The 25584-nt window shown below is 73.5% G+C and carries 20 protein-coding genes and 1 pseudogene; 10 read left to right on the forward strand and 11 right to left on the reverse strand.

Annotated features, from left to right (window positions below; all coding sequences use genetic code 11):
* The first annotated feature begins 21 nt into the window (after positions 1 to 21).
* A complete protein-coding gene (locus ACF1AL_RS30775) occupies positions 22 to 819 on the forward strand; it encodes a maleylpyruvate isomerase family mycothiol-dependent enzyme (protein WP_386584706.1) in 798 nt (265 codons plus the stop codon).
* Between the two features lie 165 nt (positions 820 to 984).
* On the opposite strand, the gene ACF1AL_RS30780 is transcribed toward ACF1AL_RS30775, so the two are convergent.
* The 7 genes from ACF1AL_RS30780 to ACF1AL_RS30810 all read right to left on the reverse strand — a co-directional run bounded on the left by ACF1AL_RS30780 (position 985) and on the right by ACF1AL_RS30810 (position 8033).
* A complete protein-coding gene (locus ACF1AL_RS30780; RefSeq protein ID WP_391698349.1) occupies positions 985 to 1683 on the reverse strand; it encodes an LAETG motif-containing sortase-dependent surface protein in 699 nt (232 codons plus the stop codon).
* A 172-nt stretch (positions 1684 to 1855) separates the two neighbouring features.
* Positions 1856 to 2980, reverse strand: a complete 1125-nt coding sequence (locus ACF1AL_RS30785) for an LOG family protein (protein ID WP_391819739.1) — start codon at positions 2978 to 2980, stop codon at positions 1856 to 1858.
* A gap of 35 nt (positions 2981 to 3015) precedes the next feature.
* The gene (locus tag ACF1AL_RS30790; RefSeq protein WP_366837279.1) at positions 3016 to 3423 is read right to left on the reverse strand and encodes a VOC family protein; all 408 of its coding nucleotides are present in this window, start codon (positions 3421 to 3423) and stop codon (positions 3016 to 3018) included.
* 207 nt (positions 3424 to 3630) lie between these two features.
* Positions 3631 to 5097, reverse strand: a complete 1467-nt coding sequence (locus ACF1AL_RS30795; protein WP_391828274.1) for a hypothetical protein — start codon at positions 5095 to 5097, stop codon at positions 3631 to 3633.
* The gene (locus ACF1AL_RS30800; RefSeq protein ID WP_366837281.1) at positions 5079 to 5819 is read right to left on the reverse strand and encodes an ATP-binding cassette domain-containing protein; all 741 of its coding nucleotides are present in this window, start codon (positions 5817 to 5819) and stop codon (positions 5079 to 5081) included. The genes ACF1AL_RS30795 and ACF1AL_RS30800 overlap by 19 nt, the downstream gene beginning before the upstream one ends.
* Positions 5820 to 6114: 295 nt before the next feature.
* A complete protein-coding gene (locus ACF1AL_RS30805; protein ID WP_391657023.1) occupies positions 6115 to 7479 on the reverse strand; it encodes an aspartate aminotransferase family protein in 1365 nt (454 codons plus the stop codon).
* A 2-nt stretch (positions 7480 to 7481) separates the two neighbouring features.
* Positions 7482 to 8033: an Lrp/AsnC family transcriptional regulator gene (locus ACF1AL_RS30810; RefSeq protein WP_391657022.1), complete on the reverse strand. Its 552-nt coding sequence runs from the start codon at positions 8031 to 8033 to the stop codon at positions 7482 to 7484.
* A gap of 165 nt (positions 8034 to 8198) precedes the next feature.
* Between ACF1AL_RS30810 and ACF1AL_RS30815 the strand changes: the two genes are divergently transcribed.
* The 8 genes from ACF1AL_RS30815 (at position 8199) to ACF1AL_RS30850 (ending at position 19741) form a co-directional block, all read left to right on the forward strand.
* Positions 8199 to 9638 carry a gamma-aminobutyraldehyde dehydrogenase gene (locus ACF1AL_RS30815; protein WP_366837284.1) on the forward strand — a complete coding sequence of 480 codons (1440 nt, stop codon included), beginning with the start codon at positions 8199 to 8201 and terminating at the stop codon, positions 9636 to 9638.
* A gap of 192 nt (positions 9639 to 9830) precedes the next feature.
* Positions 9831 to 11015 carry a spermidine/putrescine ABC transporter substrate-binding protein gene (locus tag ACF1AL_RS30820; protein WP_391828275.1) on the forward strand — a complete coding sequence of 395 codons (1185 nt, stop codon included), beginning with the start codon at positions 9831 to 9833 and terminating at the stop codon, positions 11013 to 11015.
* A 13-nt stretch (positions 11016 to 11028) separates the two neighbouring features.
* A complete protein-coding gene (locus tag ACF1AL_RS30825) occupies positions 11029 to 11637 on the forward strand; it encodes an HXXEE domain-containing protein (RefSeq protein ID WP_391828276.1) in 609 nt (202 codons plus the stop codon).
* A 182-nt stretch (positions 11638 to 11819) separates the two neighbouring features.
* Complete coding sequence (locus ACF1AL_RS30830; protein ID WP_391828278.1) at positions 11820 to 14300, forward strand: glycosyltransferase; 2481 nt, start codon at positions 11820 to 11822, stop codon at positions 14298 to 14300.
* Positions 14297 to 15940 carry an ArnT family glycosyltransferase gene (locus ACF1AL_RS30835; RefSeq protein ID WP_391828280.1) on the forward strand — a complete coding sequence of 548 codons (1644 nt, stop codon included), beginning with the start codon at positions 14297 to 14299 and terminating at the stop codon, positions 15938 to 15940. The genes ACF1AL_RS30830 and ACF1AL_RS30835 overlap by 4 nt, the downstream gene beginning before the upstream one ends.
* Positions 15937 to 17280 (forward strand): alkaline phosphatase family protein, encoded by a 1344-nt coding sequence (locus tag ACF1AL_RS30840; protein WP_366837289.1) that lies wholly within the window; start codon positions 15937 to 15939, stop codon positions 17278 to 17280. The genes ACF1AL_RS30835 and ACF1AL_RS30840 overlap by 4 nt, the downstream gene beginning before the upstream one ends.
* On the forward strand, positions 17277 to 18521 hold the full coding sequence (locus ACF1AL_RS30845) for a hypothetical protein (RefSeq protein WP_391828283.1): 1245 nt from the start codon (positions 17277 to 17279) through the stop codon (positions 18519 to 18521). The genes ACF1AL_RS30840 and ACF1AL_RS30845 overlap by 4 nt, the downstream gene beginning before the upstream one ends.
* A gap of 86 nt (positions 18522 to 18607) precedes the next feature.
* The gene (locus ACF1AL_RS30850; protein WP_391828285.1) at positions 18608 to 19741 is read left to right on the forward strand and encodes an endo-1,3-alpha-glucanase family glycosylhydrolase; all 1134 of its coding nucleotides are present in this window, start codon (positions 18608 to 18610) and stop codon (positions 19739 to 19741) included.
* Here ACF1AL_RS30850 and ACF1AL_RS30855 read toward each other — a convergent pair.
* The 3 genes and pseudogenes from ACF1AL_RS30855 to ACF1AL_RS30865 form a co-directional block, all read right to left on the reverse strand.
* On the reverse strand, positions 19731 to 21530 hold the full coding sequence (locus tag ACF1AL_RS30855; protein ID WP_366837292.1) for a metallophosphoesterase family protein: 1800 nt from the start codon (positions 21528 to 21530) through the stop codon (positions 19731 to 19733). The genes ACF1AL_RS30850 and ACF1AL_RS30855 overlap by 11 nt on opposite strands.
* Before the next feature lie 262 nt (positions 21531 to 21792).
* Complete coding sequence (locus ACF1AL_RS30860) at positions 21793 to 22476, reverse strand: glycerophosphodiester phosphodiesterase (protein WP_391698383.1); 684 nt, start codon at positions 22474 to 22476, stop codon at positions 21793 to 21795.
* 34 nt (positions 22477 to 22510) lie between these two features.
* A pseudogene (locus tag ACF1AL_RS30865) lies at positions 22511 to 23676 on the reverse strand (adenosine deaminase); the annotation flags it as partial.
* A gap of 341 nt (positions 23677 to 24017) precedes the next feature.
* On the opposite strand from ACF1AL_RS30865, the gene ACF1AL_RS30870 reads away from it, so the two are divergent.
* Entirely contained in the window at positions 24018 to 24752 is a 735-nt protein-coding gene (locus ACF1AL_RS30870; RefSeq protein ID WP_391819755.1) for a DUF4190 domain-containing protein, read from the forward strand.
* Between the two features lie 172 nt (positions 24753 to 24924).
* Here ACF1AL_RS30870 and ACF1AL_RS30875 read toward each other — a convergent pair whose 3' ends face one another.
* Complete coding sequence (locus ACF1AL_RS30875) at positions 24925 to 25500, reverse strand: NADAR family protein (RefSeq protein WP_391698388.1); 576 nt, start codon at positions 25498 to 25500, stop codon at positions 24925 to 24927.
* Between the last annotated feature and the right edge of the window lie 84 nt (positions 25501 to 25584).

Consider the following 25584-nt stretch of genomic DNA (forward strand, 5'->3'; position numbering starts at 1 on the left):
TGAGCCACCTAGGGTGGCCGCATGAGCCGACTCGCGTATGAGCGCTACTGCGACGAAATCACCGTCCAGACCGAGCAGTTGACGGCGGTGCTGGCCTCCGGCGCCGATCCGGCCGCCACGGTGGCGACCTGCCCGGACTGGTCGCTGGAGGAGCTCGTACGGCATGTGGGACGCGCCCTGCGCTGGACCGACCAGCTGGTGCGCACCCGCGCCACGGAGAACATCCCCTGGGAGAAGGTGCCCGACACCGCCGGACCGGACGCCACGGGTGACGCGGCCGCGCTGGGCGCCTGGCTCACCGAGGCCGCCGCCCTGGTGACCGAGGCGCTGCGCGAGGCCGGACCGGACGCCCCGGTGTGGGCGTGGAACGGCGAGTCCACCGCCGGGTTCTGGGCCCGCCGGATGACGCACGAGGTCGCGGTCCACCGCGCCGACGCGACCCTGACGGCCGGCCTGTCCTACGCACTGGCCCCCGAGGTGGCCGCCGACGCGATCGACGAATGGCTGCAGATCGTGCAGTTCATCCAGCGGGCGGGCGTGCACGAGGCGGCGGCCGACCTGCGCGGCGACGGGCGCAGCATCCATCTGCACGCCACCGACGCCCCGGCCGGGCTGAACGCCGAGTGGCTGGTGGAGCTCGCCGAGGAGGGCGTGCGCTGGCGGCGCGGGCACGAGAAGGCGACGGTGGCGCTGCGCGGCCCGCTCACCGACGTCCTGCTCGCCTTCTACCGCCGGATCCCCCTGGACACGCCCGGCCTGGAGATCCTCGGCGAGCGTGAGCTGCTGGAGTTCTGGCTGCGCCGCGCCAGCTTCGGCTGACCGGCGCCCTCCCCGCCGGCCCGCGGGGCGGGCGCGCCGCGCCTGCCGCCCCCGGCCCCCTGACACACGAACGGCCCGCCCCCTGACACACGAACGGCCCGCCCCTGACACACGAACGGCCCGCCCCCGCAAGGGGACGGGCCGTGGTGCGGGTGGGCGCTGAGCTCAGCTGCCGCTCTTGGCCCCGCGGCGGCGCATGCCGAAGAACACGGCACCGCCACCGAGGACGACCAGGGCGCCCGCGACGCCGGCGATCAGGCCGGTGTTGGAGTTCGCACCGGTCTCGGCGAGGTTGGAGTCACCGGCCGCCGGGGACGGCGCGTTGCTCACGGTGCCCGCCGGGGCGGTGCTGGCGGGGGCCGACGGGGCCGGGGTGTCCGTCGCCGGAGTGGAGGCGGACGGGGTCGGCGCCGGCTTGGTCGGCGTCGCCGGCGGGGTCGTCGGGGTGTCCTTCTTGCAGCCCTGCGACGGGGTGGTGAGGAACGGCGTGATGTCCTTGTCCACGATCGGGTTCTTCTTGTCGCCGGCCAGGACGTGGACGCGGTAGGTGGCGCCCGGCTTCCAGTCCTCGGCGAAGGTGATGGTCACACCCTCGCGCGAGCCGGTGACCGTCTGCTCGCCAACCTCGTGGTCGTCGCTGCCGTTGTTCTCCAGGTAGACGGAGACGAGGGCCGGGGTGCCGGAGGCGTCGACGTCGGTGACGGTGATGACACCCTTGTCACCCTCGCACGAGGCCTTGGCGGAGAATTCGCTGATGTTGCAGGCGAGCGCGTTGCCGGCGACACCGAGCGCGAGCGCCGCCGCGGCGGAGGCGACACCGAGGGCACGCGCGGAACGGGCGGCAGTACGGCGGGATGGGGACACGTTTGTCCTTTACGGGATGCAACTGCGGGGGGTTGGAGGGGAGATGAGACGCCGAAGGGATGCATGGGCAACCACCCGGCAACACCGCCCCCATGAGGCTCACAGGTTTATAAGTGGCCCGTAAGGAGTGTCAATGCATATGCCCGCCAAGGACGTTGGCTTTGCCCTCTTATTAACCGGCGAGACGTTTCAACGCCTCCGGCGCCTCCTCGATCCGGTCGACCAGAGCGATCCGCGCCTCCATCGCCCGGTCCCGCGCGAGCGCCCGCAGGAGCGGCCAGGCCGGCAGCCGCTCGGTCCAGTGCGCGCGGTCCACGAGCACCATCGGTGTCGGCTCGCCCCGTGAGGCGTAGTAGTTGGGCGTCGCGTTGTCGAATATCTCCTGGACGGTGCCGGCGGCGCCCGGCAGGAAGACCACCCCGGCGGTGGAGCGGGCCAGCAGGCCGTCCTCGCGGGTGGCGTTGGCGAAGTACTTGGCGATGTGCGTGGCGAACGGGTTCGGCGGCTCATGGCCGTAGAACCACGTGGGGATGCCGATCGAGGTGCCGCCGCGCGGCCAGGTGCGGCGCACCGCGAACGCGGTCCGCGCCCAGTCGGTGATCGACGGCGTGAACGACGGTGCCCCGGCGAGGAGTTGAAGCGCGCCGGTCAGCATCTCGTCGTCGAAGGGCGCGGCGTACGCGCCCAGGTTCGCCGCCTCCATCGCGCCGGGGCCGCCGCCGGTCGCCACGGTGTACCCGGCCCGGGCCAGCTCGCGGCCCAGGCGCGCGGCACCGGCGTACTCCCGCGTCCCGCGCGCCATCGCGTGGCCGCCCATGACGCCCACCACCCGGGCGCCGACGAGGACTTCGTCGAGGGCGTCGGAGACGGCGTCGTCGTGCAGGGAGCGGAGCATGGAGGCGAAGATGTCGCCGTCGGCCTTGGTCTGCTGGAACCAGGCGTAGGCGAGCGCGTCCGGCGTGGCCTCGTAGCCGCCGTCGAGGCCGGCGAACAGCTCCTCGGGGGAGTAGACGAACCCCCGGTACGGGTCGAAGGGCAGGCCCGGCACGGGCGGGAAGACCAGGGCGTCGGCCGCGCGGACGCGGGCGGCGGCCTCGGGTGCCATGGGGCAGCCGAGGAAGACGGCGCCGGCGGTGTCCACGGACAGCAGCACGTCCGTACGGCCCGTCAGGTCCACGGCCTGGACGCGGGAACCGGCGAGGGTGCCGTGGAGGGCGACCACCTCGTCGAACTCGGCGAGGGACTCGATCTCACGGGCGCGGGAGCCGTCGAACGGCTGGGCGGGTGTCGGATGCACCCGCCCATGCTAGGCACGGCCGCCGGACGGGCGGCTCAGCCCTGGACGGCCGCCGGGTCCATCCACACGACCTCCCAGGTGTGGCCGTCGAGGTCGTCGAAGGCGCGGCCGTACATGAAGCCCATGTCCTGCGTCTTGCCGGTGGCCGTGCCGCCGAGCGAGAGCGCGCGGTCGACCAGCTCGTCGACCTTCGCGCGGCTCTCGGCGCTCAGACAGACCAGCACCTCGCTGGTCTTCGTCGCGTCCGCGATCTCCTTGTCGGTGAAGGTCGCGTAGAACGGCTTGGTGAGCAGCATCACGACGATGGTGTCGCTGATCACGACGGAGGCCGCGTTGTCGTCGCTGAACTGCGGGTTGATCGTGTAGCCGAGGTCGGTGAAGAACTTCTTCGACGCCTCCAGGTCGTTCACGGGCAGGTTCACGAAGATCATCTGCTGGTACATGCGGGCCTCTCCCGTTCCGTGGTGCGTGGTGCGGTGTTGTCGAGGGGGTAGACCGGGGGGCCGCGCGGAACTCATCGGTGGGCACTGATCTTTTTTTCGGCCGCGGCCCAGCGGGGCAACGGCCCAAGGCCGGCGGGTCGTTCGGCCCGGGCCGAGCGGGTCGTTCCGCCCGGGGCCGAGCGGGTCGTTCGGCCGCGGCTCAGCGGCTCAGCGGGTCAGGGGCAGCGCCGCCAACTCCGCGACCAGCAGCGTGAGGGGGCCGAACACGGCCAGCAGCGCGGCCGCGCGCAGTGCCGCCGCCGAGCGCAGCATGGTCGCCGGGGCGCCGAGGCGGAGCAGGGCGGCGACGGTGTCGGCGCGGTCCTGGCGCGCCTCCACCGCGGCGGTGAGCAGCGTGCCCACCGTGCAGCCGGCGACGACGGATGCGCCCAGGGTGGTCAGCGGGCCGAGGGCGGGGGAGCCGGGGTCGCGCAGCACGGTGACGGCGAACGCGGCCGAGGCCACGGCGCAGACGACGCCGAGCGGGCGGCCGATCCGGCCCGCCTCCGCCATCAGCACCCGCCCGGCGAGCAGGCGCAGGGCGCCGGGGCGCGCGGCTTGCAGCAGACGGCCCGTGAGGTGGGTGAGGCCGGGGCCGGCCAGGGCGAGTCCGACGGCGGTCAGGAGCCAGCCGAGGAGGACGGCGGCGGGCCCGGCGTGCAGGCCGCTGGGCATGAGCAGCGTCGCGGCGTCCGAGGTGCGGGTCGCGTACGCCTCGGTGGCGAGACCGGCGGCGAGGAGGGTGATGCCCCAGGGGAGCGCGGCCGTCGGGTTGGCCGCCGTGGCGGGCCGGGGCGGTCCGGCCGGGGTGTCCGGCGCGCCGTCCGCCGCGGTCCGTGGGCCCGGGGTGTCGTGGGCGCCGTCCGTCGCGCTGTGGAGGTCGGCCCCGCCGCCCGCCGGCTGGTGGTCGGCGCCCGCAGGGGCGGAGGTGGTGACGAGGCTCCTCGCGGACTGCGGGACGGGGCGGGAGCCCTCCGCGGTCCCGGCGCCGGCGGGAGCGGGCCGCTCGGCGGTGCGCAGGTGGGCGCCGAACCGGCCGTACGCGCCGAACGTCTCCCGGACCACGGTCCTGCTGTACGCCCCGAAGCGGCCGTACCGGCGGGCGTGGTACGGGCGGTACGGCTCGCGGGGGCGCCGGGACAGGGCCACCGCCGCCGCGGCCGTCGCCGGGAGGATGGCCAGCAGGGTCAGCGCCGCCGGGACGGGCAGGGGCCGGTCGGCGGCGAGGAACGAGGACGCCGCGCCGTCGAACGGCATGCCGGTGAGGTCGCCGCGCAGGTGCAGGAAGACCAGCAGGGCCAGCGTCGAGCCCAGCGCGGTGGACAGCGCCGTCGTCAGGGCCGAGATCGCCATCAGGCGGGCCGGGCCCAGGCCCACGGCGGACAGGCCGGGGCGCGGTTTCGTCGCGGGGTCGGTGCGGGCGACGGCGAGGGCCAGCCACACCGCGGCGGCCAGCGGCACCACGCACCAGGCCAGGCGCAGCAGCAGGGCCGACGGGGAGGCGCCGGGGTGGCCGAGGGCGTAGCCGAGGGAGCACAGGAGCAGGAAGCCGGTGCCGCCCGACGCCGCCGCGACCAGCAGGCGGCGCAGGTGGACGGCCGGGTGGGCGCCGCGGGTCAGACGGAGAGCGACCACGCGGTCCGGCCTTCCGTCTCGGTGACCGGCGGGAGGTGCACCGTCTTGACCCGGCGCCCGTCGAGCAGCGACACCGTGCGGTCGGCGAGCGCGGCCGTCTCCGGGTCGGCGGTGGCGAGGACGACGGTGATGCCGTGCGAGCGGGCGGCGGTGGTGAGGGTGCGCAGCACGTGGGCGCGGTCGGCGCGGTGCAGGGGTGCGGTGGGCTCGTCGGCGAAGAGGACGGCGGGCGCCGGGGCGAGAGCGCGGGCGATGCAGGCGCGTTGCCGCTCGGCCTGGGTCAGCTCGTGCGGCCGGCGGCGGGCCTTGTCGCCGATGTCGACGCGTTCCAGCCACTCGGTGGCGGCGACCTTGGCGCGGCGCCGGCTGACGCCGCGCAGCATCAGCGGGAGGGCGGCGTTCTCCCAGATGTTCAGCTCGGGGACCAGCAGCGGCGCCGGGTCGATCCAGCCGAAGCGGTCGCGGCGCAGCCGTTCGCGGCTCAGGGGCCCCATGGTGTGGATCGGCACGCTGTTGAACCACACCTCGCCGCGCTGGGCGGGGGTGAGGCCGGACAGGCAGCGCAGCAGGGTCGTCTTGCCGCTGCCGCGCGGGCCGCCGACGGCGAGGATCTCGCCCTCGCGCACGCCGAGGGAGACCCCTTGCAGCGCCGGGGATCCGTCGCTGTGCGTGAAGTGCAGGGAGCGTGCCCAGAGCACGTCGTTGTCCGGCGGGGCCTCCATGGGCGTACACCTCGTGTCAGATCCGTAGTTCCCGTGCCATTCCCCCGTGCGGGGGAACGAAGGCGGGGCCGATCGGTCACTGGCACGCTAGGCAGCTCCCGGCGGGAGCCCGGACAGCACGCGGCCCCGGGCGCCCGTTTCTCACTCGAACGGGCGGCACCGGGGCCGGGATGATCATCCAGAAGGAAGATCGGCAGGAGGACCGATCAGCGCCCTCGGAGGATCCGCGGCCGGCACGGCGGTGAGGGCCGCCGGCCGGCCGCTGCCGTCGGGACGGCGCGGGCCGTCCGTCCGGTCACAGCTTCGTCCACGCCTCCGTGAGCGTCGCGCGCAGGATCTGCTCGATCTCGTCGAACGTCTCCTGCGTGGAGATCAGCGGCGGGGCGAGCTGGATGACCGGGTCGCCGCGGTCGTCGGCACGGCAGTACAGGCCGTTGTCGAACAGCGCCTTGGAGAGGAAGCCGTACAGGACGCGCTCGGTCTCCTCCTCGTTGAAGGACTCCTTGGTGTTCTTGTCCTTCACGAGCTCGATGCCGTAGAAGAAGCCGTTGCCGCGGACGTCGCCGACGATCGGCAGGTCGTGCAGCTTCTGCAGGGTCTTCAGGAAGGCGCCCTCGTTGTCCAGCACGTGCTGGTTGAGGCCCTCGCGCTCGAACAGGTCGAGGTTGGCCAGGCCCACGGCCGCCGAGACCGGGTGGCCGCCGAAGGTGTAGCCGTGCAGGAAGGTGTTGTCGCCCTTGTAGAACGGCTCGGCCAGGCGGTCGGAGACGATGCACGCGCCGATCGGGGAGTAGCCCGAGGTCATGCCCTTGGCGCAGGTGATCATGTCCGGCACGTAGCCGAACTTGTCGCAGGCGAACGTGGTGCCGAGGCGGCCGAAGGCGCAGATGACCTCGTCGGAGACGAGCAGCACGTCGTACTGGTCGCAGATCTCGCGCACGCGCTGGAAGTAGCCGGGGGGCGGCGGGAAGCAGCCGCCGGCGTTCTGCACGGGCTCCAGGAAGACCGCGGCGACGGTGTCGGGGCCCTCGAAGAGGATCTGCTGCTCGATCTGGTCGGCGGCCCAGCGGCCGAAGGCCTCGGGGTCGTCGCCGAAGAGCGGCGCGCGGTAGATGTTGGTGTTCGGGACCTTGTGCGCACCCGGCACGAGGGGCTCGAACGGGGCCTTCAGGCCGGGCAGACCCGTGATGGACAGGGCGCCCTGCGGGGTGCCGTGGTAGGCGACCGCGCGGGAGATGACCTTGTACTTGGTGGGCTTGCCGACCAGCTTGAAGTACTGCTTGGCGAGCTTCCACGCGGTCTCGACGGCCTCGCCGCCGCCGGTGGTGAAGAAGACCTTGTTCAGGTCGCCCGGGGCCTCGTTGGCCAGCCGCTCGGCCAGCTCGACGGCCTTGGGGTGGGCGTAGGACCACACCGGGAAGAAGGCGAGCTCCTGGGCCTGCTTGGCGGCGGTCTCGGCGAGTTCCGTGCGGCCGTGACCGGCCTGGACCACGAACAGGCCGGCGAGACCGTCGAGGTAGCGCTTGCCCTTGTCGTCGTAGATGTAGGTGCCCTCGCCCCGGACGATCGTCGGGACGGGGGAGTTCTCGTACGAGGACATGCGGGTGAAGTGCATCCACAGGTGGTCGTACGCGGACTTGCTGAGGTCCTTTGTGCTCACGGTTATCGGGTTCCCCACATGTAGGTCTGCTTCTTGAGCTTGAGGTAGACGAAGCTCTCGGTGGAGCGCACGCCGGGCAGGGCCCGGATGCGTTTGTTGATGACGTCCAGCAGGTGGTCGTCGTCCTCGCAGACGATCTCCGCGAGGATGTCGAACGAGCCCGCGGTCATCACCACGTACTCGACTTCCGACATGGCGGTCAGCGCGTCGGCCACCGCCTCCACGTCGCCCTCGACGTGGAGCCCGACCATCGCCTGCCGGCGGAAGCCCACGGTGAGCGGGTCCGTGACGGCGACGATCTGCATCACGCCCTGGTCGAGCAGCTTCTGGACGCGCTGGCGCACGGCCGCCTCGGACAGGCCGACGGCCTTGCCGATGGCGGCGTACGGCCTGCGGCCGTCCTCCTGGAGCTGCTCGATGATGGCGAGGGAGACGGCGTCCAGGTTGGGATTGCTGCCGTTCCTGGACTCGCGAGGGGTGTCGCGGGGGGACTCGCGGGAGTCCCTCGCGTCCCTGGGGTCTGCGCTTCGACTGGCCACGACCTCACTCTGCACGACGTCTCGACAGTTCCGCAAGCCCGGATCGATGAATTTCGTTGTTTACGACTCTGAGACCGACGGATTTCGCAGATGTGAGGGGATCAGGGGTGTTGAAAACGTGGGCGCAGCGATTAGTCTGGGCATCTCAGTGATTGGACACCCGAACTTGGAGGGCCGGCAGTGAGCACCGAGCTGCGTCGTCTGCGCAACTACATCGACGGTGAGTTCCGGGACGCCGCCGACGGACGGACCACCGAGGTGGTCAACCCCGCGACGGGCGAGGCGTACGCGACCGCGCCGCTGTCCGGCCAGGCGGACGTCGACGCCGCCATGGAGGCCGCCGCGCGTGCCTTCCCGGCCTGGCGCGACACCACCCCGGCCGAGCGGCAGAAGGCCCTGCTGAAGATCGCGGACGCGTTCGAGGAGCGCGCCGAGGAGCTGATCGCGGCCGAGGTGGAGAACACGGGCAAGCCGATCGGGCTGACCCGCTCCGAGGAGATCCCCCCGATGGTCGACCAGATCCGCTTCTTCGCGGGTGCGGCGCGACTGCTGGAGGGCCGCTCGGCCGGCGAGTACATGGAGGGGCTGACCTCGATCATCCGCCGTGAGCCGGTCGGTGTCTGCGCGCAGGTCGCGCCGTGGAACTACCCGATGATGATGGCCGTGTGGAAGTTCGCCCCGGCGATCGCCGCGGGCAACACCGTGGTGCTGAAGCCGTCGGACACCACTCCCGCCTCCACCGTGCTGATCGCCGAGATCCTCGGCGAGATCCTGCCCAAGGGCGTCTTCAACGTCGTCTGCGGCGACCGCGAGACCGGCCGCATGATGGTCGAGCACCCGACCCCGGCGATGGCCTCCATCACCGGCTCGGTCCGCGCCGGCATGTCGGTGGCCGAATCCGCCGCCAAGGACGTCAAGCGCGTCCACCTGGAGCTGGGCGGCAAGGCCCCGGTCGTGGTCTTCGAGGACACCGACATCGCCAAGGCCGTCGAGGACATCTCCGTGGCGGGCTTCTTCAACGCCGGCCAGGACTGTACGGCCGCCACGCGCGTGCTCGTGCACGAGTCGATCCACGACGAGTTCGTCTCCGCGCTCGCCAAGGCCGCCTCCGAGACCAAGACGGGGCAGCCGGACGACGAGGACGTGCTCTTCGGCCCGCTGAACAACCCCAACCAGCTCAAGCAGGTCGAGGGCTTCATCGAGCGGCTGCCCGCCCACGCGCGCGTGGAGGCCGGCGGCAAGCGCGTCGGCGACCAGGGCTACTTCTACGCGCCCACCGTCGTCTCCGGCCTCAAGCAGGACGACGAGATCATCCAGAACGAGGTCTTCGGCCCCGTCATCACCGTCCAGTCCTTCGCGGACGAGGACCAGGCCGTCGAGTGGGCCAACGGCGTCGAGTACGCCCTGGCCTCCTCGGTGTGGACCAAGGACCACGGCCGCGCCATGCGGATGTCCAAGAAGCTCGACTTCGGCTGCGTGTGGATCAACACCCACATCCCGCTGGTCGCCGAGATGCCGCACGGCGGCTTCAAGAAGTCCGGCTACGGCAAGGACCTGTCGGCCTACGGCTTCGAGGACTACACCCGCATCAAGCACGTCATGACGTCCCTGGACGCGTGACGCCGGCCCGGCGGGTGCGCTGAGGCCGGCGCGGCCTCACGCCATGACTCGCGGCCCCGGACGGAGGACGGACCGTCCGGGGCCGCGGTGCGTCCGGCGTCGGCCCGTGGTCGACAAGGTGTCGGGCCTGCGGGGCACCACTCGACGCGGCGTCAATTGATCACGTGTGCCGCCGGGGCCCATGCTGCGCCCATGCCCCTCCCACGCCGTCCTCTCTCCCGCCGTTCCCTGCTGCGCGCCCTCGGCGGCACCGCCGTGCTCTGCGCGCTCGCCGGCTGCGGGGTGCCCGCCGCCTACGTCCCGCCCGGCGACCGCGCCGCCGCCGACACCTCGGCCCGCGACAAGCGGCTGACGTGGTCGAACTGGCCGCTGTACATCGACACCGACGACGACCACCCCAGCCGCAGGCCCACCCTGGAGGCGTTCGAGAAGCGGAGCGGCATCGCCGTCGACTACGTCGAGGAGATCAACGACAACGACGAGTTCTTCGGCAAGATCAGCCCCGCTCTGATGAACCACCAGCCCACCGGCCGCGACCTCGTCGTCATCAGCGACTGGATGTGCGCGCGCTTCGTCCGGCTGGGCTGGGTGCAGGAGCTGGACGCCGCCCGAATGCCCCACGTCGAGCGCCACCTGGACCCGCTGCTGCGCTCGCCCGCCTTCGACCCGGGCCGCAGGTTCACCGTGCCGTGGCAGTCCGGCATCACCGGCATCGCCTACAACCGCCGCAAGCTCGGCCGTGAGATACGGCACGTCTCCGATCTGTGGGCCGACGACCTGCGCGGCCGGGTCACCCTGCTGTCCGGCCTCGACGAGGCCTTCGCGCTGCTGATGCTGGGCAACGGCGTCGACATCACCCGCTGGACGGCGGACGACTTCCACCGGGTGTGCGACCAGGTCGAGGCGCAGGTGCGGCGCGGCCAGATCCGCCGCTTCACCGGCAACGACTACACCAAGGACCTGGTCGGCGGCGACGTCCTGGCCTGTCAGGCGTACTCCGGCGACGTCGTCCAGCTGCGCGCCGACAACCCGGACATCGAGTTCGTCGTCCCCGAGGAGGGCGCCGAGCTGTGGGCCGAGTCGTTGATGGTGCCCGACCTGGCCCGGCACAAGGCCAACGCCGAGCGGCTGATCGACCACTACTACCGGCCCGAGGTCGCCGCCGAGCTGGCCGCCTGGGTCACCTACGTCTGCCCGGTCCCGGCCGCCCGGGAGGTGCTGGCGTCCTCCTCCGACGCGGACACCGCGGCCCTCGCCGACGACCCGCTGATCTTCCCGGACGCCGCGATGCGCCGCCGCCTGGCCACCGCCCGGGACGTCACCGCGCAGGAGCGGGTGGAGTTCGCCAAACGCTGGAACAAGATCGCCGGGCTGTAGCAGAATCACCGGTGTGAATAATTCACCGGACGATGAAAAGCTGTCCGCCTGGGTGACCGCCGGCCTGTTCGCCGCCTGGGCGCTGCACGACGCGGAGGAGCTGGCGGCCGGCCCGCGCTGGGTCCGGCGCAGCCTGCCCCGGCTGCGCGAGCGGTTCCCGGCGGTGCCCGAGCGGGCCTGGCGGCAGCTGGAGGCCGTCGACGAGCGGGAGTTCCCGCTCGCCGTCGCGTTCGTCGGCGTCTGCGTCGCCGCCGCGTCGGCCGCGGGCCACGCCACCGGCGGGCGCTCGGCGTTCTACCGGGCCACCCTCGACGGTTTCGGCCTGCACGGCCTGGTGCACCTGGCCCAGGCCGCCGCCGTGCGCGGCTACACCCCCGGCGCCGCCACCTCGCCCCTGCTCGTCGTCCCCTTCACGCTGTGGGCCCGCGGCCGCCTGCGCCGCGCCGGCGTCCTGCGCCCCGCGCGTCCCCGCGACCTCGCCACTGGGCTGGCTGCGGCGGGGGTCGTCACGGCCGCGGCGCACGCGGCGGCGCGCGCCTGGGGAAAAAATCCGCATCGGCGCCGACCCCCGCGAAATCCGGTATCGCAGCAGGCGAAAGCCCGGTTTATCAGCGCTAATTAAAGCTTCATTTATCGCCGCTAATTTACGCTTCATTCAACTCGTTTTTGTCCGGCCTTGCCCCGGAGGACACGATGTGCACAGAATGGCTCGTATATTTACGGCGTAAACGTACGAGCGGGAGACGCGGGCGTCTCCGCCTACGAGCGCGCCGAGGACGAATCGTCCCAGGCCAGGAGGCTGCGATGGACCTCGTCGGCATCCCGCACACCAGTCGGCCGTGTGTGTCCCTCAACGAAACCGCGACATCGACGGCGCCCCGGCTGACCGTGCTCGTCCCCACCAGAAACGAACGAGAAGTCGTCCCCCTCCTGCTGGACGCGCTGAGTCCCGAATTCGCCGCGCTCGACGCGGAAATCCTCTTCGTCGACGACAGCGACGACGACACACCCGCCGTGGCCGCGGCCCGCGCGGCGCGCTGCCCCCTGCCCGTGCGGCTGCTGCACCGCCCGCCGGGACAGCGCGCGGGCGGCCTCTCGGGCGCGGTCATCGCCGGCGCGCGGTACGCGCTCGGCACCTGGGTGCTGGTCATGGACGCCGACCTGCAGCACCCGCCCGAGGCCGCGGCCGCCCTCGCCCGGACCGCCCTCGGGCACGACGCCGACGTCGTCGTCGGCACCCGGCGCGCCGGAACCGGCTCCAGCGGCGGCCTGGACGGCGTCACCCGCTCCCTGGTCTCCTCCGGCAGCGCCCTGCTCGCCAAGGCGTTCTTCCCGCGCCGGCTCGCCACCGTCACGGACCCGATGAGCGGGCTGTTCGCCTTCCGCACGGACCGCATCGACCTCGACCGGCTGAACCCGCTCGGCTTCAAGATCCTGCTGGAGATCCTCGTCCGCCATCCGTCCGCCCGCGTCGCCGAGGTCGCGTACACCTTCGCACCCCGTGCCGCCGGCCGCTCCAAGGCCTCGCTGCGCGAGGGCATCACCTACCTGCGCCACCTCGCCCGGCTGCGCCGCAACCAGCAGCCCGGCAGCCGCGCCGGCGCCCTCGGCCGGCTCCTCGCCTTCGGGCTCATCGGGCTGAGCGGCATCGGCGTCAACACCGCCGCGCTGTGGCTCTTCCACGACGTCCTGAACGCCCCGCCCCTGTGGGGCGCGGCCCTGGCCACCCAGGTCTCCACGGCCTGGAACTTCGCCCTGATCGAACTCCTCGTCTACCGCGCCACCACCCACGGCACCCGCACCGGCCGCGGCATCCGCTTCTTCGCGATGAACAACCTGCTGCTGCTCGGCCGGCTGCCGGTCCTGGCCTGGCTGATCGGCCTCGGCCTCGGCGTGCTCACGGCCAACGCGCTCACCCTGGTGCTGCTGTTCGTGCTGCGGTTCCTCTTCAGCGACCGGCTGATCTACCGCGCCGGGCGCGAGAACCGCGAGGACACCCGGCGCGACCCTGTGCGCACCCTCGTCGACCCCGCCGCCCCGGTCGGCACCCCGTCCGCCGCCCGCGGCGGGCACAAGCGCTCCCAGTACCTGCCCCACCGCTACGACATCGCGGGCCGGGTCACCATCGCCTCCCAGGTCCGGCTGCCGGAACTGGAGTTCTTCCGCGCGCAGTGGGTGGCCCCCGGCGAGTGCGACATCGCCGTACGCGTCGGCGACATCGGGCGCCGCGGCCTGCACCCCCGCGCCGGACTCACCGAACTCACCCGCGCCGAGCAGGGCCGGCCCGCCAGCCTGCGCTACGAGGAGCAACTGGGCCGCCTCGGCGCCAACTTCCGCGTCGACCTCGGCCACCCGCTGTCCGTGGAGGTCAGCCCGCTGCTGGCGCGCTCCCCGCACGTCGTCTACACCAACATCATCGAGGCGCTGCTGCGGTTCGTCGTCGTGCCCCGCGGCTGGATGCTGCTGCACTCCGCCTGCCTGGACTTCGACGGCACCGGGGTGATGCTCTCCGCGCTCACCGACACCGGCAAGACCGCCACCGTCCTGCGGCTGCTGCGCGAGCACGGCGGACGCTTCCTGTCCGACGACATGACGCTCGTCGACGCGGCCGGGCACGCCGTGTGCTTCCCCAAGCCGCTCACGATCAGCGCGCACACCCTGCGGGCGGTGAGCGCCGACGACCTCACCGCCAAGGAGTGGTTCAAGCTCTCCGCGCAGAGCCGGCTGCACTCCCGGGAGGGCCGCTCCTTCGCCCTGGCCCTCGCCCGCCTCAACCTGCCGATCATGTCGATCAACGCGCTCACCCAGTTGCTCGTCCCGCCGCCCAAGTACGCCGTCGACCGGCTCGTGCCCTGCACCATCGGCACCACCACCGAGGTCAGCGACCTGTTCGTCATCGAACGCGGCGCCCCCGGGATCGGCGACATGCCGTACGAGGAGGCCGTGCGCCGGCTGCTGGGCAACACCGAGGACGCCTACGGCTTCCCGCCCTTCCGCTACCTCGCGCCCGCGCTCACCATCGACGGCCTCGACCACACCCGGCTCCGGGTCAGGGAACGCGAGATCCTCGCCGGGTTCCTGTCCGGGATCCGGGTGCGCACCCTGGCCTCCGACTGCTTCGGCTGGGCCGACGAGATCCCCGCCCTGCTGGGCCGGGAGCGGCTCGACGGCATCCCGCTGCCCGACGGCCACCGTCCCGAACAGCCCCACTGGGACTGGCAGTTCGACTCCCCGCTCGCCCTGTCGGGCGGCACCCGCACCCCCCGTGCCGGAGGCCCCCCGTGATCCGCCCCCGCTTCCCGGCCCTCCTCGCCGTCCCGGAGTCCGTCCGGGTCGGCCCGGACGCCCCACCCGGCCAGGACCGCCGTACCCGTTCCGCCACCGTCCGGCGGACGGCGGCGGCGTACCGCCCCACCCCGGAACGCCTGCGCGCGGCCCTGCCCCTCACCGCCGTCCTCGCCCTGGCCGCCGTCCTGCGGTTCTGGGCGCTGGACGCCACCGGCTTCAACAGCGACGAGGCCGTCTACACCGGAACCGCCGCCTCCCTGGCCGGCGACCCGACCCTCCAGCAGTTCTTCCCGGTCTTCCGCGCCCACCCGCTGCTGCTGCCGACCCTCCTGTCGATCGTCCCCGGGCGCGGCATCGACGACTTCTCCGCCCGCGTGGTGACCGCGCTGATCGGCGTCGCCTGCGTGGCCCTCACCTATCTGCTGGCGCGGCGGCTGTACGGCCGGCGTGCCGCCCTGGCCGCCGCGCTGCTGCTGGCCGTCATGCCGTACCACGTCGTCGTCAGCCGCCAGGTGCTGCTCGACGGACTGCTGACCCTGTGCGCCACCGGCGCCCTGTACGCCGTCGTCCGCTACGTCCAGACCGAGCGCCTGCCCTGGCTGCTCGCCGCGGGCGCCGCGCTCGGCGCCACCGTCCTGGCCAAGGAGACCGGGCTGGTGATGGTCCTCGGGCTGATCGCGTTCTTCGTGTTCACCCGGGGCGTCCCCGTGCGGCCACGGCACCTGCTGTACGCCACCGGCGTCATGATCGTCGTCATGGCGGCGTTCCCGCTGGCGGTGATCCTGGCCGGACACCACCAGGGCGGCCAGGACTACGTCCTGTGGCAGCTGTTCCGCCGCGCCAACCACCACCCGTGGTTCTACGCGACCACCGTGCCCGGCGCCCTCGGCTGGGCCGTGCTCGCGGCCGCCCTGATCGGCCTGGTGTGGCTGCGCCGGCAGCACGGCTGGCGGGAGTCGCTGCTGCTGTGGTGGATGGCCGCGCCGGTGTTCTTCTTCGACCTGTGGCCCGTCAAGGGCTACCAGTACCTGCTGCCCATCGCCCCGCCGCTCGCCGTGCTCGCCGGCCGGACCCTCGCCGCCGTCGCCCGGCTGCCGCGCCGCGCCTCCTGGCCCCGCTGGGCCGCCCCCGCGGCCTCCGTCCTGCTCTGCCTCGGCGCCGCCGCCTCCCTCGCCGTGCCCGCCGCCGCGCGCATCGACCCCGCGCCCACCGGAGCCCTCCTCGCCGGCACCGGCGGACTGCCCGGCGGCCGCGAGGCCGGCCACTGGGTGCGCGCCAACGTCCCCGAGGGCGGCCGGCTGCTCGCGGCCGGACCGTCCCTCGCCAACGTCCTGCAGTTCTACGGCCACCGCGGGGTGTCCGCGCTCTCCGTCAGCGGCAGCGCGCTGCACCACAACCCCGCCTACGTGCCGGTGCCCAACCCCGACCGGGCGCTGCGCACCGGACAGTTCCAGTACGTCGTGTGGGACTCCTACACCGCCGCCCGCTCCCCGTTCTACGGCGAGAAGATGCGCAAGCTGGCGGACAAGTTCCACGGCATCGTCGTGTACACCGGCGTCGAACGGATCCGCACCGGGCCCGGCGGCGCCCACGCCGACCGCGAGACCGTCGTGATCTACAAGGTGCGTACGCCATGAGGACCGCCCGACTGCTCGCCGTCGCCGCCGCCCTGCTCGGCCTGCTGGCCCCGGCCGCCGTCGCCCGCGCCGACTCCGAGCCCCAACCGACCACGCCCATCCGGCACTTCGTCTACCTCCTGCAGGGCGGCCGCACCTTCGACAACTACTTCGGCACCTACCCCGGGGCGGACGGCCTGCCGCCCGGCGCCTGCCAGCCCCGCTCGGTGCGCGACCCGGCCCAGGGCTGCGTCCGGCCGTACGCCCTGCACGGCACCGTGCCGCCGCCCCTGTCGCCCACCCGCACGATCATCGACGCGCAACTGGCCCGGGGCCGCATGAACGGCTTCGTGTCCGCGTACGACCTCCAGGGCCGCGACGGCTCCCTCGCCATGGGCCACTACGACGGACGGGACCTGCCCTTCAGCTGGGCGGCCGCCCGCGACGGCGTGCTCTTCGACCGCTTCTTCTCCGCCGTCCCGCACGGCACCGCCGCCGAGCGCGTCTACTGGGTGACCGGCGCGGCCCCCGCCGGCAGCGGCGACGGCGTCCCGGTCGGCGGCTACGGCAACCGGCCCACCCTCTTCGACCGGCTCCAGCAGGCCGGCGTGAGCTGGAAGTTCTACGTAGAGGGCTACCGGCCGGACGAGACGTTCCGCACGCCCGGCGGCACGCAGGCGGTGCGGGTGCCGCTGCTCGGCTTCGCCCGGTTCGTCGACGACCCGGCGCTGCGCGGCCACATCGCCGACCTGCGCCAGTACTACCGCGACCTGGACCAGGGCACCCTGCCGGCGGTCTCCTACATCGCGACCAACGGATCAGCCGAACGGTCCGGCCGCTCGATACCGGCCGGCCAGAAGCTCATCCGGTCCGTCGCCGACCAACTCGCGCTCAGCCGCTACTGGGACGACTCCGCGCTGCTGTGGAGCTACGACAGCTCCGGCGGCTGGTACGACCACGTGGCACCGCCGCGCGCCGCCGACGGGCCCCGGGGCCTGCGGGTGCCCGCGGTGCTCCTGAGCCCCTACGCCCGGCAGGGCCGGGTCGACCACACGGTGCTGGACCCCACCAGCGCGCTGCGGTTCGTCGAGGACAACTGGCGGCTCAAGCCGCTCGCACGGCGGGACGCCACGGCCACCAGCCTCGCCGGGGCCTTCGACTTCGGCCGCGCACCGCGCGCCCCGCGGGTGCTGCCCACGCAGTCGTCGCGGGCCGTGGGCCGGATCGACACGGCGTCCGTGTACGGCCCGTACGTCGCCGCCTCCGCCGTCGCCGTCGCCCTGGCGGTCACGGCCGCCGTACGCTCCACGCGCCACCGCCGCGCCGCGGGGGACGCTCCGGACAAGGACCCACGGCAGTGACCGCGCACCGCCTCCGCCTTTCCCTGTCGGCCGCGGCGACGGCCCTGCTGGCCGGCCTGGCCCTGGCGCCGTCGGCCGCGGCGGAATCCGCCACGGCACGACCCGCCGCGGCGCCGGCCGCGGCGGCCACACCGGCCGGGGTGACCGCGGCGCGGGGCACGCCGGCCGGGTCCGGCCGGACCGCCGCGCAGACCCCCGTACAACGCGCCGCCGCCTCCCTGCCGACGCCGGCCGCGCGGGCCCCCCGGCCGCGGCCGCACGGGCACGTCACCGTGACGTTCCGGACGGTGCCCGCCGTGGCGGGCGCGCGGTTCGCGCTCGGTGGGCAGGTCGTGACCAGCGACGGTCACGGCAGGGCCACCGTGACGGTCGCGCGGGCGGCCGGTCCGCAGACGCTGAGCCTGCTGAACCCCGTCGTCACCGCCGGCGACCACCAGTACCGCTTCGTCCGCTGGACCGGGCAGCGCGACCCCGACCAGGCGCAGCGCACCACCGTGCACGGTCTGAGGCTGCGCACCGACCGCACGATCACCGCCGCCTACCGGGTCGCCTGCGCCGTCAGCCCGCGCTTCACCGACCAGTACGGAAAACCCCTCGACCTCGGCCACATCTCCACGGTGACCGTGAAGAGCTCCACCGGACGGCTGACCGGGATGCCGGTGCGAGGCGCCACCTGGCTCGACGGGACCGTGCCCGTCTACCGCACCAGCCGCCTCCAGCTCACGCCCGTCACCTACTCCCTGCAGAGCCTGGTCTACGACGGCGCGCAGCTCGCCGACGCCGGCCGGCAGCGCTTCACGCCGTGCGCCTCGCCGACCGTCACCTTCGTCGGCCCCTTCCACGCCCTCACCGTCACCGCGCACGACGCCTTCTTCGGCGGCGCCACCGGCCGGCGGGCCGAGATCAGCGGACCGGGCGGCATCGTGCGCACGGTCAGCCTCGGCGCGCAGCACTCCGCGGTGGTCACGGACCTGCCGCGCGGCCACTACCGCGTGACGCTGAAGGGCGCCGGCGGGCTCACCCCGACGCAGGAGATCCAGCTGTCCCGGTCGATGACCACCAACGCCCCCGTGATCAGCACACTCGATCTGCTGGTCATCGGCCTGCCGCTGCTCGGTCTGGTGGTGGCGGGCGTCCTGGTCCGCCGAGCCCGCACGGGCCGCTCACCGTTCGGCCGCCGAGGGTCACGGCCGGGGCGGGGCGGCCCGGCGGGCGACCCCGCAGGGGCGGGCCCGCCGTGAGGAGCGGGCCCGCCGCACGACTCCGGTCCGCCGCACGACTCCGGTCCGCCGCACGACTTCGGTTCGCCGCACGACTTCGGTTCGCCGTGAGACGCCGGTTCGCCCTGCTGACCGCCGTGGGCCTGCTGTGCTGCCTGCCCTGCCTCGCGGCGCCGGCACACGGAACGCCCGCGGCGGCCCCCGGGCCGGGCGTCGCCCCGGCCCCCTCCGCGTCCCCGGCCACGCCCCTCATGGCGTACTACTACCAGTGGTACGAGCCCGGTTCCTGGCGGCGGGCCAAGGCCGATCTGCCCGCGCTCGGCGGCTACTCCAGCGACGACCCGAACGTGATCCGCCGCCACATCCGCGAGGCGAAGGCCGCGGGCATCGACGGCTTCATCACCAGCTGGAAGGACACCCCGAAGAACGACCGCCGGCTCGCGCTGCTCATGAGCGTCGCCCGCGCCGAGCACTTCCGGCTCGCGATGATCTACCAGGGCCTCGACTTCACCCGCCGGCCGCTGCCCGCCGAGCGGGTGCGCGCGGACTTCCGCACCTTCCGCGACCGGTACGCCCACGACCCCGTCTTCCTGCGGCTGGGCGGCAAGCCGCTCACGATCCTCAGCGGCACCTGGAAGTTCTCCCACCAGGAGGTCGCCCGCATCACCTCGGACGTACGCGGCGACCTGCTCGTGCTCGCCTCGGAGAAGAACGTCGCCGGCTACCGGCGGCTGGCCGACGTCACCGACGGCGACGCGTACTACTGGTCGTCCGTCGACCCGTACACGCAGCGGGGGAGCGCGGCGAAGCTCCGCGCGATGGCGGACGCCGTGCACGCAGACGGCCACTACTGGGTCGCGCCGTTCGCGCCCGGCTTCGACGCCCGTCTCGTCGGCGGCACCGGCGCGGTCCCGCGCCGCGACGGGGCCACCCTGCGCGCCGAGTACGGCGCCGCGATCCGCTCGGCCCCCGATGTGCTGGGCCTGATCAGCTGGAACGAGTTCAGCGAGAACACCCACGTCGAACCGAGCCGCGCCTTCGGCACCCGCTATCTGCGGATCCTGCGCGAACTGCGCGGCGGGACGGCGCCGGCGCCGGCGGGACCGGCCGTCGACTCCAGCGACGGCCCGGTCGCGCACGGCGCCGGGCGGATCGTCCTGCTGACGGCGGGCCTCACCGGGCCCGCCGCACTGATCGCCGGTGCCGCCGTACTGCGGCACCGGCGAAGGGTCAGCACATAGCCTGCGTGGTGCTGCCCGCCGTGTTGCCCGCGAGGTCACGGGCGACCACCCGGTAGGTGGTGCCGCGGCGGCACAGGGTCCCGGCGTCGCTGTAGGAGTTCGTCCCGGCCGGCACCGAGGTCAGGTAGGTGCCGTTGCGGTACACGTCGTACGCCGCCACCCGCTTGTTGTCGGAGGACGAGATCCAGTGCACCCAGATGTTCTGTCCCGGCATGCGCGTGGCCGTCACCGCGAGCGGCTGCGACGGCGCGGTGCCGTCCGCGCCGAAGTCGTAGGTCTGCTGGTCGAAGACCTGGCCCTGCGAGTTGGTCGGCGCGACGGTCACGACACTGCCGTTGACGGTGATCTTGAGGAAGTGGAACACCTGGAGGTCCGAGGACGGGGGCGAGGCGGCACCACAGGCGCGTCCCCGGTTCGAGGAGTACGACCAGCTGATCGCGTAGGCGTCGGTGGAGGAGCAGCCCGCGCCGCCGAGACCGCTCGGCTTGGCGCCGCCGCCTCCGGTGACGTAGCTGATGACACCGCCGGGCGGGGCGATGTTGCGCTGGTAGATGTGGGCGTGGCCGTTGAGGACCAGGTTGACGCCGTTGTCGTGCAGCAGCTGCTCCAGGGTGCCCGAGCTGCCCGGCGTGTACTTCAGGTACGGGTCGTCCGGCTCGGTGGAGTCGTCGGAGCGCAGCGGGAAGTGGAACGCGGCGATCTTGATGCCGCCGGGGTGGGCGGCCAGGTCCTGCGCCAGCCACTGGTACTCCGGCGACGACGTCGTCCAGTGCGCGGCGTGGTCGACCTCGTAGAGCGCGCAGCGCGACCCGCAGGCGCCGCCGGTCGCCGACCCGGTGTTGGTGTCGCTCCAGGACGCGTCCAGCATGTACATGCGCACGTTGCCGGTGCTGAAGGCGTACCAGGTCGAGGGGTACGACGCCGGGGTCGAGCCCAGGAAGGAGCTGTAGTCCTCCATCTGGTACTTGCCGCCCGACGCGGCGGCGACGGCGCTCTCCGGCCAGGTGGTCAGGAGGGTCTGGTTGCGGCCGTGGTTGCCGTTGATCGAGAAGTACGGGATGCGCTGGCCCGGCACGGCCCAGTACTGCGGGCCGAAGACGGCGCTGATGTTCACGCCGGTCTGGTTGACGTCGCCGTAGTTGGTGGGCGTACCGCCCGGGTAGGCCACGTCCCCGGTGGTGACGGCGAACCGCACGCCGCTGTTGGCGAGCACCTGGTCCAGGTCGGCCTGACCCTCGTTGACGGAACCGTCGTTGACGCCGTGGTTGGTGGTGTCACCCCAGTCGCCGAACGCGGCGAAGGTGACCGGGGCCGCCCCGCCGGCAGCCTGCAGCGTGGTGAAGGCGGGGGAGGGGTTGGTGCCCAGCAGGTCGGTCTGGGGGGTGCCGCCGGTGTAGACCCGGTAGCAGTACTGGGTGTCGGCCGCGAGCCCGGTGACGGCGACCGAGTTGGTGTACTCGCGCACGCCGTTGATGGTGGTCGGCGAGCCCAGGGTGGCCGACTGCACCGTGTTGGCGGTGCAGTTGCCGATCGGCCCGTACTTGACGATCCCTCGGCTCTGGGTGCTGGTGGCCCAGTTGACCTGCACCCTGGCGGTGCCGAGGTCGGTGAGGTAGGGCGCCCGGGTGAGCTGGGGGTCGGTGCCGGGCAGGGTGGCGCTCGCCGGTTCCTGCAACGCGGCGGTCGCGGCCAGTGCGACGAGGACGGCGGCCGAGGCACGAGCGAGGTGCCTGCGGCGTTGTCGGGCGGGGGAGTGCAGGGTGGCGGCCTTCACTGCGAAACTTCGCATGGGGGCTCCGTACTGGGGAGTCACGGTCGTCGGTCGGACTGCTGAGGATTCGTTACCGTGACGAGCCACCCCGAAGGGACGGAATCGGCAGGGACTCGACCGCACTTCACACGGACAGCCCCGCGCACCGCGGCGAACGCGCCAGGACAGCGCCCCTTCACCACCCCGGCGCACTCCCGGCTGAAAGGGCGTCGGAACACCGCACGCCGGATCACGCCGACCGACGGTGCCGGCGTGATCCGGCGTGATCCGGCGGGCGGGGTCAGGCCGCGCGCAGGGCGGTCAGGACGTCGATGCGGTTGGTGGTGATCGAGTCGACGCCGGCGTCGAGGAGGCGGCGCATCGCCCGGCGGGTGTCGGGCGTCCAGACCGACAGCAGATAGCCGTCGCGGTGCACCCGCTCGGCCAGGGCCCGGTCCACCAGCGAGAAGCGGTAGTTGAGCCAGCGCGGGCGCACCGCGTCCAGCACCGCCGGGCGCGGCGGCGCGAGACTCGTCCAGGTCAGCGCGATCTCCGCGGCCGGGTCGGCGGCCCGCACCGCCAGCATGGCGGCGGCGCCCGCGCAGTAGTACACGCGGTCCTGCGCCCCGGCCTCCCGGACGACGCCCACGATCCGGCGCGCCGCCCGCACGTCCGGCGTGCCGGGCAGGTCGACCATGACCCGGCTGCCGTCCGTCGCCGCCAGCGCCGCCGCCAGCGTCGGCACGCCGCCGCCGGTCAGCCCCTCCACCTCGGCCAGGGACAGCGCGAGCAGCGGGCGGTCCCGCTCCCACAGCCGCTTGAGCGTGTCGTCGTGCAGGAGAACGGGAACGCCGTCCCGGGTGAGCCGTACGTCGATCTCCACGGCGTCCGCGCCCGAGGCGAGCGCGGACCGCAGGGAGGCGATCGTGTTCTCCCGGACGCGGTAGGGGTCGCCGCGGTGGCCCACGGCCGTCAGGGTCTGCATGGGGGCCATTGTGGCGGCAGCGGTCCCGCGCCGGTCAGCCGGCGAGCCACCGCGCGGTGTAGCCGTCGATCTCCTCCCGGATCCGGGCCTTGCCGGCCTCGTCCAGGAAGGAGGCGTCGACGGCGTTCTTCGCCAGCTCCGCCAGGCCCCGCTCGTCGAGGTCCAGCAGCCGGGCGGCGACCGCGTACTCGTTGTTCAGGTCGGTGCCGAACATCGGCGGGTCGTCGGAGTTGATCGTCACCACGACCCCGGCCCGCGTGAACTCCTTGACGGGGTGCTCGTCGAGGGTGGTCACCGCGCGCGTGGCGATGTTCGACGTCGGGCACACCTCCAGCGGGATGCGGTGCTCGGCGAGGTGCGCGAGCAGCTTCGGGTCCTGCGCGGAGCTGGTGCCGTGCCCGATCCGCTCGGCCCCCAGGTACGTCAGCGCGTCCCACACCGTCTCCGGGCCGGTGGTCTCGCCGGCGTGCGGCACCGAGCGCAGGCCGGCCGCCCGCGCCCGGTCGAAGTACGGCTTGAACTGCGGGCGGGGCACACCGATCTCGGGGCCGCCGAGCCCGAAGGAGACCAGGCCCTCGGGGCGCACCGCGTCGTCCGTGGCGAGCCGGGCCGTCACCTCGGCCGCCTCCAGGCCCGCCTCGCCGGGGATGTCGAAGCACCAGCGCAGCACCGTGCCGAACTCGGCTTCGGCCGCCTTGCGGGCGTCCTCGATCGCCGCCATGAACGCCCGCTCGTCGATGCCGCGGCGCACGGAGGAGTACGGAGTGATGGTCAGCTCGGCGTAGCGCACCTGCTGGCGGGCCAGGTCACGGGCCACCTCGTAGGTGAGCAGGCGGACGTCCTCCGGCGTGCGGATCAGGTCGACGACGGACAGGTAGACCTCGATGAAGTGGGCGAAGTCCGTGAACGTGAAGTAGTCGGCCAGCGCCTCGGGGTCGGTCGGGACCTTGGAGTCGGGGTGGCGGGCGGCCAGTTCGGAGACGATCCGGGGGGAGGCGGAGCCGACGTGGTGCACGTGCAGTTCGGCCTTCGGCAGGCCGGCGATGAAGGCGTGCGGGTCGCGCGGCGCGGCGGCGGGTGCGTCGAGACGGTCGGTCGTCAAGGGTTCCTCCCCGAAACGGCGCCCCGGCCGGGCGGTGCCGGGCTGCGGAGCGCGGGTGATCGGCTGATCGGTGACTCGGGGCCATCGTAGGCCGGGCGCCGGGGGGCCTGCGGCGGCCGGTGGGCAGGGCCGTAGCATGGCGGGACGTTCGCAGAGGGGGGTTCGCGTGATGGGCGAGGAGACGGGGGCGCCAGGGGTGCCGGGAAGCGGCGCGGGCGACCGGCCGGGAGCGGAGGAGCGCCCACGGATCTCTCTCGGCAAGGACACGCCTTCCCCGTCCACGGGCACGCCCGCGTGGCCCGCTCCCGCTGACTTCGGCGCGCAGAGCGGCTTCGGTGCTGCGGCGGATGGCTCCGGCGCGGAGAGGGGCTTCGGTACTGCGGCGGGTGGCTTCGGCGCGGAGAGCGGCTTCGGTACCGCGGCGGGTGGCTTCGGTGCCGTGGACGGCCCCGGAGACACGGTCGCCGCCGCGGGTCCGCTGACCCCGGGGTCCGGGCACGACCAGCAGACGCTCGCCTCGGCCCCGGGCGCCACCGACGCAGCCCAGCCCTCTCGGGAACCGCAGCCGCAGCCCTCCGGGACGTGGTCGGAGCCGAACCCCTTCGCGCCGCCGGCCGCGCCCGGCACCGCCGATCCGTTCGCCCCGCCGGCCGGCTCGGCCCCCGGCCCCTTCGCCCCGCCGGCCGGTACGGCGCCCGGGCCCTTCGCGCCGCCCGCCCCGATGCCCGGCGCCGGCCCCTTCGCCCCGCCCGCTCACGCGGCCGTCGGGGACAACCCCTTCGCCCCGCCGCACGGGGAGCCCGTTCCGCCGCCGCCCATCGCGCCGGACGGTCCCGGCCAGGTGCCGTACGGCTACCCCGGCGCGCACGGCCCGCAGGCCCACGGGTTCCCGGCCGCCGGCTACTACGGCTGGCCCGGTACGCAGCCCCTGCCCAGCAACGGCATGGGCACCGCGGGGCTGGTGCTCGGCATCGTCGCCGCGGTGCTGTTCTGCATGTGGCCGCTGGCCATCATCGCGGGCATCCTCGGCGTGATCTTCGGCGCGATGGGCCGTGCGAAGGCCAAGCGGGGCGAGGCGACCAACGGCGGTCAGGCCCTGGCCGGCCTCATCTGCGGGGCCGCGGGCGTCGTCCTGAGCATCGCCATGGTGGTCGTGCTCGTCGCCACCCACTGACACGAGCGCCGGAGGCCGGGAACCCACACGGCTTCCCGGCCCACCGGGGCGGCCAGGAACCTCCGAAGTCCGCCCCCCGACCCCTGCCTGCCCGCTTTCGCCTGAGGCCTCGGCCCCCGACTCCCCCCGGCCTACACGCCTCCGCCGGAGGCCTGCGCCCCCGACGCCCCGGCTACACGCCCCCGCCGGAGGCCTCCGCCCGCAAGCGTCTGCGCGCCTCCATCAGCGCGAAGCCCAGCAGGTTCGGGCCGCGCCAGCTGTCCGGCCGGGTCGCCGCCTCGTCGTCCGCGGCCAGGCCGATGCCCCACACGCGGTCGACGGGGCTCGCCTCGACCAGCACCCGGTCGCCCGTGTTCAGCAGGAACTCCCGCAGGTCCGCGTGCGCGGTGAACTTGTGCACGCTGCCCTCGACGACGATCCCGAACCTCTCGCGCGCCCACACCGCCTCGTCGAAGCCGCGCACCAGCCGGCCCTCCTTCTTGGCCTGCGCGGGCGACCTCGCGGCCAGCACACGCTGCTCCGCCTCCGCGTCGCCGAACAGGCGCGCCTTGGCGGCCATCATCCAGTGCTCGGCCGTCGCGTAGCGCACGCCGTCGACCACGAAGGGCGAGGGCCACCACTGGCTCAGGCAGCTCGCACCCACCCGGCCGTCGGGTCGCGGCCGATGGCCCCAGAAGTGCAGGTACTTGATCCTCGCCCCCGCGTGGACCGCCCTGACCAGGGCCTCCCGAGAATCGATCTCCGTCATGCACGCGAGTCTGGCACGCGCCACTGACACTGCGTCCGGCCTTTTCCGGCATCACTCGACACCTGGTCGACAGATTCCGTCGCG

This window comes from Streptomyces sp. NPDC014801 (assembly GCF_043082085.1).
GTDB lineage: Bacteria > Actinomycetota > Actinomycetes > Streptomycetales > Streptomycetaceae > Streptomyces.